We start from the raw sequence: 15,945 nt of genomic DNA on the forward strand, positions 1-15,945 counted from the left end.
AGACCACGCGACGGAAAGCCTTCCAGACCATTTGACAGGACATCCACCATGACGTTTTCAGCACCAAGCGGCATCCGCGCCGTCGTCTTCGATTTCGGCGGCGTACTGTTCGACTGGAATCCCCAGCACCTGTATCGCCAGCTGATCGCTGACGAAGAGGAGCGCAACCACTTCCTCACCCACATCTGCTCACCCGAATGGAACGTACAGCAGGATGGTGGTCGCACGCTGGCCGATGCGACCGAGCTGCTGGTGCGGCAGCATCCGCAGCACGAAGCCTTGATCCGGGCCTTCTATGGTCGTTGGGTGGAAATGCTGTGCGGACCGCTCCCCGAGGGCGTGGCGCTGCTGCGTGAACTGCATGCGCAGCAGGTGCCGGTATTCGGCCTGACCAACTGGTCCGCCGAGACCTATCCGCATGCGCGGGACAATCACGACTTCATGCAGCTCTTCCTGGACATCGTCGTGTCAGGCGACGAGCGTTGCATCAAGCCTGAGCCGCGCATCTACGAGATCGCGCTGGAGCGTTATGGACGCCACCTGCCGGCACTGCAGCCGCAGCAGCTGGTCTTTATCGACGACGCGCAAAAGAATATCGACGCCTGCCGGGCGCTGGGCTGGCAGGGCATTCATCACGTCCAGGCGGAGCAGACCCGCTTGCAATTGCGCGCACTGGGCTTGCCGGTCTGACGGTCGTGATCAGTCGCAGCGGCCGGTCTGCACATCGCATTGGAGCGGCGTGCTTTCCTGTGCTGGCAATGTCGTGCTGCTCGTGCCGGTTTCCTCACGCAGGTAGGCGGCCCACTGCTCGACCTGCCCCAGCCAGCGACCGGCGTCCAGCACTTCCAGCGTATCGCCCCGCTGCAAGATGAAGGTCGGGAAGCCGCGTCCGCCGACGTAGTTCAGCAATTCACGGCTGGCCGCGATGTGGTTGTCCAGTTCTTCCTGCTCCACGCGCTGCAGTTCGGCAGCGAAGGTAGCAGCGTCAATGCCTAGCGCCTGGGCCAGTTCGGTCAGCGTGCTTACTTCAGAAATCCGTCGTCCCTGCTGGTAATGGGCACGCTGGATGGCCGCCAGCATGTCCAGTCCGGCTGCCACGCCCTGGATGGATTGCACCGCCAGCACGGCGGCTATCGGTGGCGCCGAATCGAAGACGGCCTCGGTGTCCTTGAGCAGTCCATTGAAATAGTCCTCGCCGAATGCCTGCCCGGTCATCTGCGCGATGCGGTGGTCGTGCGGCATCACGTAGTCGCGCAACTGCGCGTCGACGCGGCGGCGGTTGCGGCCGGCCATCATACCGCCACCATGCGCCTGCACCGGCAGCACGGCGCGGGCTGCGGCCACCAGTGGCGCAGCCCCATAGCACCAGCCGCACAGCGGATCGTGGATGTAGTGGAGCACGGTGTCGTGAGCGGTGGCGGGGGTGGTCATGATGGGGTTCCTCTTGGATGAATCGATGTCGGGCCTGAGGGTGTTTTCACCATCAGGCCCTGGGTATTGCCTGGCTCAGTAGCCTACCGTGAAACGCGCGCGGACGTGCTTAGGTTGTTCCAGTTCGTCCAGCAGGGCGACGGCGAAGTCTTCATAGGAGATCCAGCTCTTGCCATCGGCGCCGACCAGCAACTGGTCCTGGCCCAGGCGGAACTGGCCGGTGCGTTCGCCGGCGATGAACAGGGCCGAGGGCGACAGGAAGGTCCATTCCAGTGCCTGCTCGCCGCGCAGGGCATTCAGGAAGTCACGGCCGCCGGCGGCTTCCGGCTTGTACTCTTCCGGGAATTCCGGGGTGTCGATCAGGGCTTTGCCAGGTGCGATTTCCAGGCTGCCGGCGCCGCCGACGATGGCCAGGCGCTTGACGCCTGCCGCCTTCACGGCCGGCAGCAGGTCGGCCGCGCCGAAGCTGGTAAAGCGGCCGCTGGAGACGACCACGTCGGCGCCCTTGATGGCCGATGCCAGGCTGGTGGCGTCCTTGACGTCGGCCGCGACCACGGTCACGCCGGTGCGCTGGGCGATCTTGCCGGCATCGCGGGCGATGGCGACGAGATTGTGGCCGCGACGCAAGGCTTCGTCCACGATGCGGCTGCCGACATTGCCGGAGGCGCCGATGAGTGCGATTTTCATGAGGTTTCCTTTCGAGGGTTGAGTTAGAGCGGGCAAGTCTGGATCAGCCGGTTCAGGGCCATTTCATCTCGCCCTTGATGACCTTGGCGGAGAGCTCCAGGGAGCTGGTGTCACCGAGGTCGGGATAGCGTTGCTTCATGGCCGCGACCAGGGCGTTGGCATCGGCCGCCTTGGCGGCTTCGGTGTCGAAGGCCTTGAGATAGTCGCGGGTGAAGCGGACCGAGGCAATGTCCAGCGGCGCCCCGGCGGCATAGTGACCAGACACGACGACGGCAGGCTTGAGCTTCTCGATGCGGGCCAGGGTAGCCAGCCAGTCCAGGCGCGATTTCATGCTTTGCGTATCGGCCACCCAGACGTGGATGTTGCCGGCTACCACCACGCCACCGACCACCGCCTTCAGGGATGGAATCCAGACGAAGCTGCGATCCGGCTGCGGGCCATCCAGGCCGACGATCTCCAGCTTGCGACCTTCCAGCGTCAGGCTGCGGCCCTTGAGCACCTCCGGGGTGACGGTGGCGCGCGGGGCGTTGTCGCCCAGCTTGGGACCCCAGTAGGCCAGCTTGCCGGCGGCGGTGTCGCGGATGTGTTGCACGGTGGGGGCAGTGGCCACGATCCTGGCGTCGGGATAGGCGGCGTGGATGGCTTCCAGGCCGAAGTAGTAATCCGGGTCACCATGGCTGATGTAGATGGTGGTCAGCTTCTTGCCGCTGGCGCGGATCTTTTCCACCACTTGCTGCGCTTCGCGCTGGCCGAACTGGGCATCGACCAGGATCGCTTCGCGCTCGCCCGAGACCAGGACCGAGCTGACCGGGAAGATCGCTTCCTTGCCGGGGTTGTAGATATCGAGCTTGAGCGGTGCAGCAGGCGCAGCCGTCGCGCTGCCCGCGCCGGACAGGGCCAGCAGGCCGGTGGCAGCCAGTGCCGACAGGGAGCGCAACAGGGGACGCAGCAGGCGGGAGGATGAGGACATTAAGACTCCGTGGTTGAAATATCGGTACAGGGAGTCGCCATCATAGGATCGCTTTTGTTTTCGAAAAACAGCATAATCGATCACAATTTGTTTCCAAAAACGTGCAGATAGAAAGGCGGCACCATGGATCGCTTGATGGCCATGCAGGTATTCGTGGCGGTGGTGGACGGCGGCAGCCTGTCGGCGGCGGCCGGGCAGCTGGACCTGTCGCGGCCGGTGGTGTCGCGCTATGTGGCCGAGCTGGAGGACTGGGTCGGGGCGCGCCTGCTGCACCGGACCACGCGGCGCCTGTCGCTCACGCCGGCCGGCAATGAAATATTGCCGCGTTGCCGCCAGATGCTGGAGTTTTCCGATGACATGCGCCATGCGCTGGACACGCCCGACGAAACCCCGCGTGGGCTATTGCGCATCACCGCCAGCACTTCCTTTGCGCAGACCCAGCTGATCCAGGCGGTGGTCGACTACGGGCGCCGCTATCCCGGTGTGGCGGTGGACCTGCTGGCGCTGGACCGCACGGTGAACCTGGTGGAAGAACGCATCGACTTGGCCATCCGCATGACCAACCGGCTGGAACCCAACCTCATTGCCCGACCGCTGGGCGTGTGTCGCTCGATCATCTGCGCCGCGCCGGATTACCTGGCCCACCATGGCACCCCGCGCAAGGTGGAAGAACTGGCCCTGCACAATTGCCTGACCCATTCCTATGTGGGGCGCAGCCTGTGGCAGTTCGATCCGAAGAAGACAACTGGAAAGGGCGGCAAGACAAGGACGGCGCCGCAGACCCAGAGCGTGGCCGTGGGCGGCAGCATCAGTGCCAATGAAGTCACGGTGCTGCTGCAGGCGGTGCTGGCCGGGGTCGGTATCGGCCACATGCCGGCCTATGCGGTGGCGCCGCTGGTGGCCAGTGGCCGGCTGGTGCAGTTGCTGCCGGACTTCGAGCCGCTGCAGTTGGGGATGTATGGCGTCTACGCCTCGCGCAAGCATATGCCGGCGACCTTGCGCACCATGCTTGATTTCCTGGCCCAGCGCTTCGCCGGACAACCGTTCTGAGCGAGGCAGGTCAGGCCACGGCCGGGTCCATTCAGGGGGTGATGCTGAGCAGCTTGTGCACCAGTTCGGAGGAGGTGGAGGCGGCGAACTTGCGCATCAGGCGGGCGCGATGCATTTCCACCGTGCGCGGGCTCAGTTCCACCTGGCGGGCAATGAGCTTGCTGGTCTTGCCTTCCACCAGCAGCGCGGCGATCTCGCGTTCGCGTGGCGTCAGGCCGGGCGCGATGGGGCGCTTGGCGCTCACGTCCTCGAAGGTCCAGATGCCGGCGGCGTGGGGGTTGTCGCGGTTCAGGGCGTGCCCGGTAACATGGCACCAGAACATCTCGTCGTTGGAACGCTTCATGATGCGTTCGTCCGAATAGAATCCCTTTTCATTGAGGATGGGGACCAGGCGCAGGCCGGTGCGTTCGAACTCGTCGGCGGTGGGATAGATTTCCTGGAAGGACGTCTGCCGCAACTGTTCCACTTCGTAGCCGAACATCGCCGCCATCGCCAGGTTGCCCTGCTGGATGATGCGGTTGTGCGAGACGCACATGCCGATGGGCGCGTGCATGAAAACCTGTTCGAAGTCGATGGCAAGTGGCTGGGTCATGAGTAATGCTGCGCGATGTGCCGCAAGTAGACGGCAAGGTCCCTCGAACCCGGCGCACCGCCCCTGCGGTCGATGTTATGCTGCATTGCGCCAGGTATTTTTACCGTATTGTATGGCTTATTTCACCTGACCTATGATAATTGGCGCTAATCGGAGCCCGGCATTGCCATGGCGCAGCGCGAAAGAGAAGCTCCGATGCCATCCCTGTTTGAGCTGGTATCCCTACCAGCAGCTTGCAACCCTGCTCGCAAGACAAGAGCCGAAAGGAGACTCGTGAACAAAGTGTATCCAGACGCGGCCACCGCGTTGAAAGACATCGTCAAGGACGGTCAGACCATTGCGGTCGGCGGCTTTGGCCTGTGTGGCATCCCCGAGGCGTTGATCGCCGCCCTGCGTGATTCGGGCGCGCAGAACCTGACCGCCATTTCCAACAACGCCGGGGTCGATGGTTTCGGCCTGGGCCAGTTGCTGTCCACCCGCCAGATCAAGAAGATGATCGCCTCCTACGTGGGCGAGAACAAGGAGTTCGAACGCCAGTACCTGGCCGGCGAACTGGAACTGGAATTCACCCCGCAGGGCACGCTGGCCGAGAAGCTGCGCGCCGGCGGCGCCGGTATCCCCGCCTTCTTCACCAAGACCGGTGTCGGTACCCTGGTGGCCGAGGGCAAGGAAGTGCGCGAATTCGACGGTGAGCGCTATGTGATGGAGCGTTCGCTGGTGGCCGACGTGTCGCTGGTGAAGGCGCAGAAGGCCGACAAGGCCGGCAACCTGGTCTTCAACAAGACCGCCCGCAACTTCAACCCCAATGTCGCCATGGCCGGCAAGGTCACCGTGGTGGAAGTGGAAGAACTGGTGGAAGTGGGGCAACTCGATCCGGACCAGATCCACACCCCCGGCATCTTCGTGCATCGCATCGTGGTCAACGCCACGCCCGAGAAGCGCATCGAACAACGCACCGTGCGCGCATAAGAGGAGACACGACAAAATGGCATGGACCCGAGATGAAATGGCTGCCCGCGCAGCCAAGGAACTGCAGGACGGCTTCTACGTGAACCTGGGCATCGGCTTGCCCACCCTGGTGGCCAACCACGTTCCCAACGATATCGAAGTATGGCTGCAGTCCGAGAACGGCCTGCTGGGCATCGGCCCCTTCCCCACCGAAGACCAGGTCGACGCCGACCTGATCAACGCCGGCAAGCAGACCGTGACGACCATCCCTGGCTCGTCCTTCTTCAGTTCGGCCGATTCCTTCGGCATGATCCGTGGCGGCAAGATCAACATCGCCATCCTGGGCGCGATGCAGGTCTCGGCCAAGGGTGACCTGGCCAACTGGATGATTCCCGGCAAGATGGTCAAGGGCATGGGCGGTGCGATGGACCTGGTGGCCGGTGTCGGCCGCGTGGTGGTCCTGATGGAGCATGTGGCCAAGGCCAAGGATGGCAGCACCTCGAAGAAGATCCTGAACGACTGCAACCTGCCGCTGACCGGCGTGGGCGTGGTCAACCGCATCATCACCGACCTGGGCGTGATCGACGTCACCCCCGGTGGCCTGAAGCTGATCGAACTGGCTTCCGGTGTCACCAAGGAAGAAGTGATCGAGAAGACCGAAGCACCGCTCGACGTGAGCGAGGTCTGAGCGAAATCTGCATCAGCGCCGAACGATCGCTGACGCTGCACTGCAATGAACAAGGGCGCCGTGGAAACGGCGCCCTTTTTTCTTGGTGCAGGCCATGCCGCCGCGGGCGTTTCAATCCACCGTGCTGACCCGCACCGCATTGCGGCCATCCCGCTTGGCCCGGTAGAGCGCGGCATCGGCGGCGTTGAGCACGTCTTCCACGCGATGATGATGGGCGCGCTGCAGCGTGGCCACGCCCACGCTGATGGTCACCACCCGCAAGGGGCTGCTGGCATGTACGATCAGGCGGCTGTAGACCGCGTCGCACAGGCGTTGTGCCATCAGGCGCGCACCTTCGGTGTCGGTCAGCTCCAGCAGCACCACGAATTCCTCGCCGCCATAGCGGCCGGCACAGTCGGTTTGACGCGGCAGGTTGTCGCTGATGGTCTTGGCCACCTCCTGCAGCACGCCGTCGCCGAACTTGTGGCCATAGGTATCGTTGTAGGGCTTGAAGTAATCCACATCGATGAACAGCACCGAGAAGGTCGAATTGAAATTGCGCCGGCAGCGCTCCCAGGTCGCCTGCAGGGCCTCATCCAGGGCGCGCCGATTGAGCAGGCCGGTCAGGCCGTCGGTCTGGGCCAGCTCTTCCAGGCGCCTCTCGATGGCCACGCGGCGACGCAGTTCCTGACGCACGTGCGACAGCAGATAGGCCAACAGCAGGGCAAAGATGAACAGCGAGATGATCACCGCATAGAGGGTCTTGCGCCAGTTCTTGAAGATGGCCTGTTCGGCATAGCCCACGAAGACGATCAGCGGCGAATCGGGAATGCGGCGGAAGGTATAGAGCCGTTCCACGCCGTCACTGTTGGCACGGGCGAAGAAGCTGCCTTCCTCGTGCCGCAGCGCGCTCTGGATGCGCTGGAAGTTGGAACTGCCGCTCAGGTCGCGGCCGATGATCTGCTCGCTGTACGGAATGCGCATGTAGGCCACGCCATCGTCGGAATACAGCGAGATCACGCCATCGGCGCCCAGCGAAAGCCCTTCGAACAGTTCGCGGAAATAGCTCAGGTTCAGCGCCATGACGACGATGCCACCAAAGCTGCCGTCGTCATTGAACAGTCGTTTGGAGAGCACCACCACGCGTACATCGTTGCCCAGGTTGGGCAGGTTGGCCAGGATGGGTTTGGAGACATACAGCCCCGCATTGGCTGAATCGCGATGCACGGTGAAATAGGCGCGGTCGGCGTAGTTGGGCGCGGCATCGCCCTGGCGACGACGCGAGCTGGCCTGGACCCGGCCATGGGCATCGATGATCGCCATCACCGAGATATGACTGACATTGGCGGTACTGCCGAACAGGTAGGCATAGCGCTGGGCATCATTCAGACGCCCGGCGCCCAGCGGATGCTGGTAGCGGTAGGCCAGCGTATCGAGCGACAGCGACAGCACTTCCATGTTGCGCGAGATCGCGCGCTGGGCGATCAGGGTCACGTTGCCGGCATTGTCCACGGCCGCCAGGCGCGTCTGGCGATAGCTCTGGTAGAGCGTGCTGGCACACATGGCGATCACCATCAGCATGGCGATGCCCAGGACCACCACCAGATATTTCTTCAACTGCTTGATTTTATTTCCCCCTGCTTCACCCCAGGCGCAATTAACGCATAAAGCAAAAAGCGCTTCCATCTTGATCGGCGGCAACGTGATTGAGTTGCAACAAAAGATGAACCGCCCTCCCGGCCTTCCTGTCAGATGGCTTATCACCGGTAAAGCTTCGTGCTTAAATGCGAGCGCCATGAAAGGCGACATGCCAGCCGGCACCGGAGGTCTCCTGAACATCAAGAACACCATCAAACGCGACCTGGTCATCCTGTGGGCCTTCATTGCCCTGATCGCGCTCGTGCTGGCTTTCCTGCTGCTGCAGCTGAGCCGGCAGGGTGCCGCCTCGCAGATCAGCCAGGCCACCGGCCAGGCCGCGGTGAGCTGCACCGCCATGAGCGCCGGACTGGCGCATGCCCTTTCCACCCCACCTTCTACCCCACCTTCCACCCCTCCCTCCGCCTCTGCCGGCAGCACCCGCCAGGCGCTCAATGCCGACGGCCTGCCTGCGCGCTCGCTGATGCAGGCCGTGATCGACCTGTCCCTGCGCGATCAGGCCGGGGTCGAGGGCGGCTTCTGGCACCCGCAACAGGACGTGGTGGCCTATGCCTTTCCCACCTATGACGGCAGCGGCATCAAGCGCGACCCGCCAGGCGCGGAAATGGAACGCATCGTCTCGATCGCCCAGCGCGCCCTCGATGGCGCGGCCACCGTGAGCGATGTGCGCCCCGGCCTGCGCGAGGCGGTGGTGTTCGCCGCCTGCCCGGTCAACTTCAAGGGCGTGTCGCTGGCGGCCTGGACGCTCAAGCGCGTGCCGGTGATGAGCGCCGGCGTGCTCAACCAGTTGCTGGTGGCCATTGCGCTGTTGCTGGGTTTCGTCATTGTCAGCGGGGTCTGGCTGGGGAGTACGCTGAGCCGCTGGCGCGGGCAGTCCGAGCACCTGTCGCGCCAGCTCGCGCATGCCGAGCGCCTGGCCACGCTGGGCCGGGTGGCGGCCGGCATGGCCCATGAAATCCGCAATCCCATCGGCGCCATGCGCATGAAGGCCGAGAACGCCCTGGCCGCGTCGGCCCAGGTGCGCGAGGCGCGGGTGACCGGTGCACTGGAAATGGTGGTCAGCCAGACCGAGCGGCTCGACTCGCTGGTGGCCAGCCTGCTGGCCCTGGCCCAGCCCTTCCAGGTGCAGCGCCAGCGCATCGACCTGGCGGCCTGGATCGAGGAAAGGCGCCAGGCCCATGCCGAGCTGGCCGAGAAAAAGCAACTGCAGCTGGGCACTACGCTGGATCTGCCCAGCTTCGCCTCGGGGCTGTCGACCAGTGCGCTGGACCCGGTGCAGATGGCACGCGCGCTGGACAATCTGCTGCTCAATGCGCTGGCCCACTGCGAGGCCGGCGGCCATATCGACATCGGTGCCCGGCTTGGCGCGGATGGCCGCCTGCAGCTCTGGGTTGCCGATGACGGCCCCGGTGTCGCGCCCGAACTGCGCGAGAGCCTGTTCGATCCCTTCGTCAGCCAGCGCAGCGGCGGGACCGGTCTGGGACTGGTGCTGGTGCGCGAAATCGTGCATGCCCATGGCGGCAGCATCACCCTGGCCGCCACCGAGCGTGGCGCCCGTTTCGATATGGAGTTGCCATGGCGCGCATCCTGATCGTCGATGACGACGTCGCCTTCCGCAGTAGCCTGGCCGAGACCGTCGGCGATCTCGGCCATGAGGTGCTGGAGGCCGGCAGCACCGCCGCCGGCCTGCGCCTGCTCTCGGCCCATGCCATCGACGCCGCCATCGTCGATCTGCGCATGCCGGAGGAAGATGGCCTGGTCTTCCTGCAGCGTGCTCCGGCCATTGCCGCCATTCCCTGCATCATGCTCACCGCCTATGCCAGCGGCGACAACACCATCGAAGCCATCCGCCTGGGCGCCTTCGACCACCTGACCAAACCGGTCCCGCGCACGGCACTGGTGGAGACCCTGGAACGTGCCTTGCGCCAGAGTACCGCCGCCCCGGATTCTTCAGCTGCGCCGGACGCGGACAGTGCCGCTGCCGGCGAGCGCAACCAGCTGGTGGGTGACAGCGAAGCCATGCGCCAGGTCTTCAAGCAGATCGGCCGTGCTGCCACCAGCGACGCCACCGTGCTGATCCTGGGTGAAACCGGCACCGGCAAGGAGCTGGTGGCACGCGCCCTGCATCGCAATGGCAGCCGCGCAGGGCGTCCCTTCGTGGCGGTCAACTGTGCGGCGATCCCGGCCGAGCTGATCGAAAGCGAACTGTTCGGCCACGTCAAGGGCGCCTTCAGCGGGGCCACCCAGCATCGCATGGGACGCTTCCAGGAAGCCGATGGCGGCACTTTGTTCCTGGACGAGATCGGCGACATGGCCCTGCCGACCCAGGCCAAGATTCTGCGCGTGCTGCAGGAGCGGGAATTGACGCCGGTCGGCGGCAGCCAGTCGCTGCGGGTGGATGTGCGGGTGATCGCCGCCACCCACCGCGACCTGCCGCAGGAGATTCGCGAGGGGCGCTTCCGGGAAGACCTGTGGTATCGCCTGCAGGTGGTACCGATCATGGTACCGCCGCTGCGCGAGCGGCCCGGCGACATCCTGGCCATTGCCGAACATTTCCTGCGCCAGCACGGTGGCGACAGCCCCAGGCGCATCAGCGCGGCGGCCGCGCGGCGCCTGTTGCAGCATGCCTGGCCGGGCAATGTGCGCGAGTTGCGCAATACCATGGAACGGGCGGCGGTAATGAGTCACGGCAACTGCATCGAGGCCGAACATCTTGTCTTGCCGACCCTGTCTGCCACCAGCCCGGCGCAGGGCATGCAGATCGACTGGGATGGTCCGCTGGCGGCGGCGGTGGCACAGGTGGAGCGGCTGATGCTGGAGCGCGCATTGGCCGCGGCCAACGGCAACCGCGCCGAAGCCGCCCGCCGGCTGGGCATTTCGCGCCAGCAGCTGTATCGCAAGCTGGAAGAAGCGGGGCCGCCAGGTAGCTAGCGGCCTCACGGAAGGCACCTGGTACCTGTGGCCTCAGGCCGCCGCCCGCACGTGGGCCGAGAAGGCCTCCGGTGTCAGCGGGCGGGCCATGTAGTAACCCTGCGCTTCGTCCACGCCCCAGGCGCGCAACAGCTCCAGGGTCTGCGCCGTTTCCACGCCCTCGGCCACGATGTGGTAGTCCAGTTCCTTGGCCAGCGCGATCAGCGATTGCACGATGCGGCGATCCCTTGCGCTGCTGTCCAGGTGACGGATCAGGGACTGGTCGATCTTCACCACCGAGGCCGGGACCTGCTGCAGGTACGCGAAGTTGCTGTAGCCGGTACCGAAATCGTCCAGCGCCAGTCCCATGCCCAGGGCGCGGATCTCATGCAGCAGCTTGAGCACGGCCGGGCTGTGCATCCATACCCCTTCGGTGCATTCGATCTCGACCATGGCCGGGTCGATGCCGCTGTCCCGACAGCCGCGTTCCAGGCGGCCGATCAGGTCGGACTCCTCGAAATTGGGCGCGGCCAGGTTGATGGCCAGCTTGACCGGCATGCCCTCATCCTTCCAGGTCGCCATCTGTTGCAGGGCGGCCTGGATCACCCACTCCGATACCGGACGGATCAGCGCCGTGCGCTCTACCAGCGGGATGAATTCGGCCGGCGAGATCGGTCCCAGTTCATGGTGCTGCCAGCGCAGCAGCGCTTCGCCGCCGTGATAGCGGTTGCTGCGCAGGTCTAGCTTGGGCTGATAGACCAGGGCCAGGCCACCCCCCTGCTGGCGCTCCGGCAGCAGGGCATCGGGAATATCGTTGAGCAGGCGGAAGCGGCGCTGGTGCATCACGTCGGCATCGGCATCGTAGTCGGCCCAGCGTTGCCGGCGCGCCAGTGCTTCGTGCAGGGCGGCTACCGCCTTGCGCGGCGCATCGCGCAATTGCTCGCGGGTCTGCACCACGCTGACGATGCCCCCATAGCTGGGCAGGTTCATCGGTACGGCCATGCTGTCGACCGGTTGTTCCAGTGCCGCTGTCATGCCGCGCAGGTGGCCGGCCAGTTGCTCGGCCTTGCCGGCATGCGAGAGCAGCGCGAAACGACCGTCGCTGATGTGATAGACATCGGCCTGGCCTTGCACCAGCGTCTGCAGCCGCGCCCCGACATTGCGGATCAGCTCGTCATGGATGCGCGAACCCAGCACGCTGCCGATCTCGAAGGAGGTGTGGGCGTCCGGCATGTCGATGTAGGCCAGCGCCCGGGTGCCCGGCTCTGCCTCCTGCAGGGCGCTGTCGGCCGGGACCAGCGAGGCCAGGTCTTCCCGCAACTGGTACTTGTTGGGCATGGCCGTGAGCGGATCGACACGGCCGATGGCCCGCCGCAGCAGCATCTGCGACATCGCCAGCGCAGCCAGCTGCTGCAGCTGCTTGCGCTGGGCTGCATCGAAGGTGCGCGGCACGGTGTCGGTGATGCACAGCGCGCCGATGGCATGGCCCTCGGGCGTGAGCAGGGGCGCGCCCACGTAGAAACGGATATGCGGCGGCCCGGACACCAGCGGATTATCCGCAAAGCGGGCATCGAGGGTGGCGTCTTCCACTACCATCAGCGCACGCTGGCTGACCGTGTGGTCGCAGAAGGACAACTCGCGCGAGGGCGCGCACATGTCCGGGCCGCTCTGCGACTTGACCCACTGCCGGTCGGCGTCGATGAGCGAAACGTACGCCCCGTTGACGCCGAACAGCGAGTGGCACAGGCGGGTGATGTTGTCCAGATCTTCGGAGGAGCCGGTATCGAGCAGATGCAAGGCATGCAGCGCCGCCAGGCGCTGCAGTTCATCGTTCGGCCGGGACAGGGCCGGGTCAGGCATCGCCGTGATCCCCGGCGGCGGCCAGCTGCAAGGGGCGGCTGGTCTGGCTTGTCAGCGCACGTGGCGGATTGACCTCGACGCTCGGGCGCGACGTCACCGCTGCTGCGGCCGGTGCTGCGAACGAGGAGGGCGCTGCCAGCTGGAACACGTCCACTGCCCGGGTCAGGTGCTGCGCCTGGTCCTGCAGGCTGGAGACGGCGGCACTGGCCTGTTCCACCAGGGTCGCATTCTGCTGGGTGACCTGATCCATCAGGGCGATGGCCTTGTGCACTTCCTCGATGCCCACGCTCTGCTCATGGCTGGCGGTGGAAATCTCGCCCATCACATCAGTGACCTGCTGCACGCTGGCCACGATCTGTTCCATGGTCTCGCCGGCGCGTTCCACCAGGCGGGTACCGTTCTCGACGTTGTCGACCGATGCATCGATCAGTTGCTTGACTTCCTTGGCCGCCGCCGCGCTACGCTGTGCCAGGTTGCGTACTTCGGTGGCGACCACGGCGAAGCCGCGTCCCTGTTCACCGGCACGGGCCGCTTCCACTGCGGCATTCAACGCCAGGATGTTGGTCTGGAAGGCGATGCCGTCGATCACGCCGATGATGTCCACGATCTTGCGCGACGAGGTGTTGATTGCAGCCATGGTATCGACCACTTCGTCGACGATGGCGCCGCCCTGCTTGGCGATGTCGGAGGCATTGCGCGCCAGCTGGTTGGCTTCGCGGGCGTGACCGTCGTTCTGCTTGACGGTCGCCGTCAGCTGTTCCATGGCCGAGGCGGTTTCTTCCAGCGAGGCGGCCTGGTCTTCGGTGCGGGCCGAGAGGTCGCTGTTGCCGGCGGCGATCTGGGCGCTGATGGTGGCCACACCGGCAGCCGCATCACGCACTTCGGTCACGGTATTGCGCAGGTTGATGCTCATTTCGGAGAGTGTCGCCATGATGCTCTGGCGCTTGCCGCCATCGTAGCGGCGCAGGGCCACTTCGTGATACAGCTCGCCACGGTCCACCGCCAGTGCCAGTTGCTTGACCTCGTCCGGTTCGGCACCCAGGGCGCGACCGATGGAGCGTGTGATCAGACCTGCCAGCACGACCCCGGCCACCATGGCGGCTGCCAGCAGTACCAGCATGAACGCCTGGAACCCGCGGGCGGTGCTGCGTGCCTTGGTCGACTCGGCCTGGCTCATACGTTCCTGCAGGTCGATGAATTTGTTCACCGTGGCCAGCCAGGTGATGAAGGCCGGCTTGGCTTCGCCCAGCATGATCTTGCGGGCGCCGTCGATGTCGCCGCTGCTGCGGGCGGCGATGATGCGTGCCGAAAGCGGCATGGCGCGGGCTTCGGCGGCCTTGATCTGGGCCAGGGCGTCGCGCTCGTCGGCGTTGGGCGCATGCGCGCCCTTGTTGGCGAAGATGGCATCCAGCGGCTGCGCCGATTGCTGGTAGTCGGCATCGAGCTTGTTGATCAGGGCCACCACGTCCTTGACCTCGGCGTCGTCCACCAGCGTCAGGTCGCGCAGGGCGATGGCGCGGTCGTGGACGCTGCCACGGAAGTTGATGGCATAGCGTTGCTTGACGTTATTGTCTTCGCTGACCGTGGTCAGGCTGCCTTCGATGGCATTGACCTTGCTGATGCTCACCACCGTCAGCACCAGCATCATCACCAGCACCAGCGTAAAACTGAGACCCAGGCGCGCGGCCACGCTGAGCGAACGCCCCTTGTTGTTAGCCTTATCCATGATTTCCCCTGTTATATGGATTTGATTGTGCGGATGAGATCCGCGGCCGGCGCCCTCTCGCGCCATGGAAGACAGTTCGATGATAGGTTGCCCCATGCCCCTTCGCAGGACAAAGAGGGGCATGTTTCCGGACGACCGGCCCCAACCGGTCATCCGCTGTTTTCCGGATCGGCAGCCTATCACGACGGCGGAAAAACTTCTTGGACGTTCTCGGATGGCCTGCTTGCCTCAGGGCAGCTTGCCTGCGCGGTCCAGCACCAGCCCCAGCACGGCGCAGCAGCCGGCGAACAGGCCGATCCCGCCAACCGCACCCAGACCGAGGATGCCGGCGCCGATGGCGCTGCCCACGGAGAAGCCCAGGTACATGGTGGAGGTATTGAGCGAGAGCGAGACCGAGGCCTGCGAAGGCGGACCGGCCGCGATCAGCCGTGCCATCTGAGCCGGGAAGAAAGCCCATACCGCAAAGCCCCACAGCGCCACGGCCACCAGCACCGGGACCAGCGCGACCTGCGGTGCCAGCCAGGTGGCTGCCGCCAGCGCCCAGAACGACAGTGCCAGCAGCAGCAGGGCGGTACGGACCACGCGCTGCGAGCCGAAGCGGTCATTGAGCATGCCGCCAGTGCTCACGCCCACGGCCGCCGCCACCCCCCACAGGCTGACCGTCAGGCCGATGCCGGTTTCGCCGAAGGCCAGGGTATGTGCCAGGTAAGGCGCGATATAGGGATAGGCGGCATAGGCCGCAACCGACCAGAACAGGGTGACGGCCAGCAGGCGACGCACCGCTGCCTGCCCGATCACGCCGACCCGCTCGCGCAGGCTGGCCACCTGCAACTGGCCACCGGCCCGGCGATCCACGCCCAGCCAGATACCGACCACCGCCACGGCACCCATTGCCGCCACCGCCAGGAAGGTGGCACGCCAGCCGAAGGCATGCCCCACCACGGAACCCAATGGCAGGCCCAGGGCGATGGCAATGGTCATGCCGCCACTGACGATGGCCAGCGCCCGCCCGCGTTGCTCGGGTCTGACGATGGCGCCCGCCAGGGCATTGGCATTGGGCGTGTAGAGCCCGGCGGCCACCGCCATGAGCAGGCGCGCGAACAGCAGGCCGGCAAAGCTGGTGGACAGGGCCGCCGCCAGGTTGGCCACGGTGAAGATGCCCATGGCGCCGATGAGCACATTGCGGCGATTGACGTTGGCCGACAGCACCGTGGTGATGGGCGAACTCAGGGCCAACACCAGGGTGAAGACGATCACCAGGCTGGCCACGACCGACACGCTCATGCCGAAGTCGGCCGCCATGCGCGGCAGCAAGGGGGCGATCATGAAGCCCTCGGTACCGATGGCAAAGGTACCCAGGGCCAGGAAACCGGCCGTCAGCAGGGAGCCCGGATGGGGCGGTGCGGAGCCGGCAGCGGCCTGTGGTGCAGGCGCAGTGGGGTCAGGGG

General features: G+C 65.4%; 14 protein-coding genes. 6 read left to right on the forward strand and 8 right to left on the reverse strand.

The features are described from left to right. Positions 1-48 precede the first annotated feature (48 nt). Entirely contained in the window at positions 49-690 is a 642-nt protein-coding gene (locus HBH1_RS23815) for an HAD family hydrolase (protein WP_102664624.1), read from the forward strand. 9 nt (positions 691-699) lie between these two features. On the opposite strand, the gene HBH1_RS23820 is transcribed toward HBH1_RS23815, so the two are convergent. From HBH1_RS23820 to HBH1_RS23830, 3 genes are all read right to left on the reverse strand, one after another. Beyond that, positions 700-1,431, reverse strand: a complete 732-nt coding sequence (locus HBH1_RS23820; protein ID WP_102664625.1) for a DsbA family protein — start codon at positions 1,429-1,431, stop codon at positions 700-702. Between the two features lie 75 nt (positions 1,432-1,506). Further along, positions 1,507-2,118 carry an NAD(P)-dependent oxidoreductase gene (locus HBH1_RS23825; RefSeq protein ID WP_102664626.1) on the reverse strand — a complete coding sequence of 204 codons (612 nt, stop codon included), beginning with the start codon at positions 2,116-2,118 and terminating at the stop codon, positions 1,507-1,509. 52 nt (positions 2,119-2,170) lie between these two features. Further along, on the reverse strand, positions 2,171-3,088 hold the full coding sequence (locus tag HBH1_RS23830; RefSeq protein WP_102664627.1) for an MBL fold metallo-hydrolase: 918 nt from the start codon (positions 3,086-3,088) through the stop codon (positions 2,171-2,173). A 123-nt stretch (positions 3,089-3,211) separates the two neighbouring features. Here HBH1_RS23830 and HBH1_RS23835 point away from each other — a divergent pair, with 123 nt between their 5' ends. Continuing rightward, entirely contained in the window at positions 3,212-4,138 is a 927-nt protein-coding gene (locus HBH1_RS23835; protein ID WP_102664628.1) for a LysR family transcriptional regulator, read from the forward strand. Positions 4,139-4,169: 31 nt separating this feature from the next. Here the strand turns inward: HBH1_RS23835 and HBH1_RS23840 are convergent, their stop codons facing one another. Then, positions 4,170-4,730 carry a PAS and helix-turn-helix domain-containing protein gene (locus HBH1_RS23840; RefSeq protein ID WP_006461143.1) on the reverse strand — a complete coding sequence of 187 codons (561 nt, stop codon included), beginning with the start codon at positions 4,728-4,730 and terminating at the stop codon, positions 4,170-4,172. Between the two features lie 273 nt (positions 4,731-5,003). On the opposite strand from HBH1_RS23840, the gene HBH1_RS23845 reads away from it, so the two are divergent. Together HBH1_RS23845 and HBH1_RS23850 are read left to right on the forward strand one after the other, a co-directional pair. Then, positions 5,004-5,699, forward strand: coding sequence for a CoA transferase subunit A (locus HBH1_RS23845; protein ID WP_006461144.1), 696 nt, complete (start codon positions 5,004-5,006; stop codon positions 5,697-5,699). A 16-nt stretch (positions 5,700-5,715) separates the two neighbouring features. Continuing rightward, positions 5,716-6,366, forward strand: coding sequence for a 3-oxoacid CoA-transferase subunit B (locus HBH1_RS23850; RefSeq protein WP_102664629.1), 651 nt, complete (start codon positions 5,716-5,718; stop codon positions 6,364-6,366). Between the two features lie 111 nt (positions 6,367-6,477). Here the strand turns inward: HBH1_RS23850 and HBH1_RS23855 are convergent, their stop codons facing one another. After that, the gene (locus tag HBH1_RS23855) at positions 6,478-8,031 is read right to left on the reverse strand and encodes a sensor domain-containing diguanylate cyclase (RefSeq protein ID WP_102664635.1); all 1,554 of its coding nucleotides are present in this window, start codon (positions 8,029-8,031) and stop codon (positions 6,478-6,480) included. A 121-nt stretch (positions 8,032-8,152) separates the two neighbouring features. Between HBH1_RS23855 and HBH1_RS23860 the strand changes: the two genes are divergently transcribed. Together HBH1_RS23860 and HBH1_RS23865 are read left to right on the forward strand one after the other, a co-directional pair. Then, positions 8,153-9,592: a sensor histidine kinase gene (locus tag HBH1_RS23860; RefSeq protein ID WP_102664630.1), complete on the forward strand. Its 1,440-nt coding sequence runs from the start codon at positions 8,153-8,155 to the stop codon at positions 9,590-9,592. Then, positions 9,577-10,932: a sigma-54-dependent transcriptional regulator gene (locus tag HBH1_RS23865; RefSeq protein ID WP_102664631.1), complete on the forward strand. Its 1,356-nt coding sequence runs from the start codon at positions 9,577-9,579 to the stop codon at positions 10,930-10,932. The genes HBH1_RS23860 and HBH1_RS23865 overlap by 16 nt, the downstream gene beginning before the upstream one ends. Before the next feature lie 33 nt (positions 10,933-10,965). Here HBH1_RS23865 and HBH1_RS23870 read toward each other — a convergent pair whose 3' ends face one another. The 3 genes from HBH1_RS23870 to HBH1_RS23880 form a co-directional block, all read right to left on the reverse strand. Then, positions 10,966-12,771, reverse strand: a complete 1,806-nt coding sequence (locus HBH1_RS23870) for a sensor domain-containing phosphodiesterase (protein WP_077234855.1) — start codon at positions 12,769-12,771, stop codon at positions 10,966-10,968. Then, positions 12,764-14,497 carry a methyl-accepting chemotaxis protein gene (locus HBH1_RS23875; RefSeq protein WP_102664632.1) on the reverse strand — a complete coding sequence of 578 codons (1,734 nt, stop codon included), beginning with the start codon at positions 14,495-14,497 and terminating at the stop codon, positions 12,764-12,766. The genes HBH1_RS23870 and HBH1_RS23875 overlap by 8 nt, the downstream gene beginning before the upstream one ends. 228 nt (positions 14,498-14,725) lie before the next feature. Continuing rightward, a partial coding sequence (locus tag HBH1_RS23880) for an MFS transporter (protein WP_369878650.1) occupies positions 14,726-15,945 on the reverse strand: 1,220 nt, incomplete at its 5' end.

This window comes from Herbaspirillum sp. BH-1 (assembly GCF_002870055.1).
GTDB lineage: Bacteria > Pseudomonadota > Gammaproteobacteria > Burkholderiales > Burkholderiaceae_D > Herbaspirillum > Herbaspirillum frisingense.

What these genes read in the sequence shown, in the direction of transcription:
- HBH1_RS23815 (WP_102664624.1), top strand. Translation starts at nt 49, where the DNA reads ATGACGTTTTCAGCACCAAGCGGCATCCGCGCCGTCGTCTTCGATTTC.
- HBH1_RS23820 (WP_102664625.1), bottom strand. Translation starts at nt 1,431, where the DNA reads ATGACCACCCCCGCCACCGCTCACGACACCGTGCTCCACTACATCCAC.
- HBH1_RS23825 (WP_102664626.1), bottom strand. Translation starts at nt 2,118, where the DNA reads ATGAAAATCGCACTCATCGGCGCCTCCGGCAATGTCGGCAGCCGCATC.
- HBH1_RS23830 (WP_102664627.1), bottom strand. Translation starts at nt 3,088, where the DNA reads ATGTCCTCATCCTCCCGCCTGCTGCGTCCCCTGTTGCGCTCCCTGTCG.
- HBH1_RS23835 (WP_102664628.1), top strand. Translation starts at nt 3,212, where the DNA reads ATGGATCGCTTGATGGCCATGCAGGTATTCGTGGCGGTGGTGGACGGC.
- HBH1_RS23840 (WP_006461143.1), bottom strand. Translation starts at nt 4,730, where the DNA reads ATGACCCAGCCACTTGCCATCGACTTCGAACAGGTTTTCATGCACGCG.
- HBH1_RS23850 (WP_102664629.1), top strand. Translation starts at nt 5,716, where the DNA reads ATGGCATGGACCCGAGATGAAATGGCTGCCCGCGCAGCCAAGGAACTG.
- HBH1_RS23855 (WP_102664635.1), bottom strand. Translation starts at nt 8,031, where the DNA reads ATGGAAGCGCTTTTTGCTTTATGCGTTAATTGCGCCTGGGGTGAAGCA.
- HBH1_RS23860 (WP_102664630.1), top strand. Translation starts at nt 8,153, where the DNA reads ATGCCAGCCGGCACCGGAGGTCTCCTGAACATCAAGAACACCATCAAA.
- HBH1_RS23865 (WP_102664631.1), top strand. Translation starts at nt 9,577, where the DNA reads ATGGCGCGCATCCTGATCGTCGATGACGACGTCGCCTTCCGCAGTAGC.
- HBH1_RS23870 (WP_077234855.1), bottom strand. Translation starts at nt 12,771, where the DNA reads ATGCCTGACCCGGCCCTGTCCCGGCCGAACGATGAACTGCAGCGCCTG.
- HBH1_RS23875 (WP_102664632.1), bottom strand. Translation starts at nt 14,497, where the DNA reads ATGGATAAGGCTAACAACAAGGGGCGTTCGCTCAGCGTGGCCGCGCGC.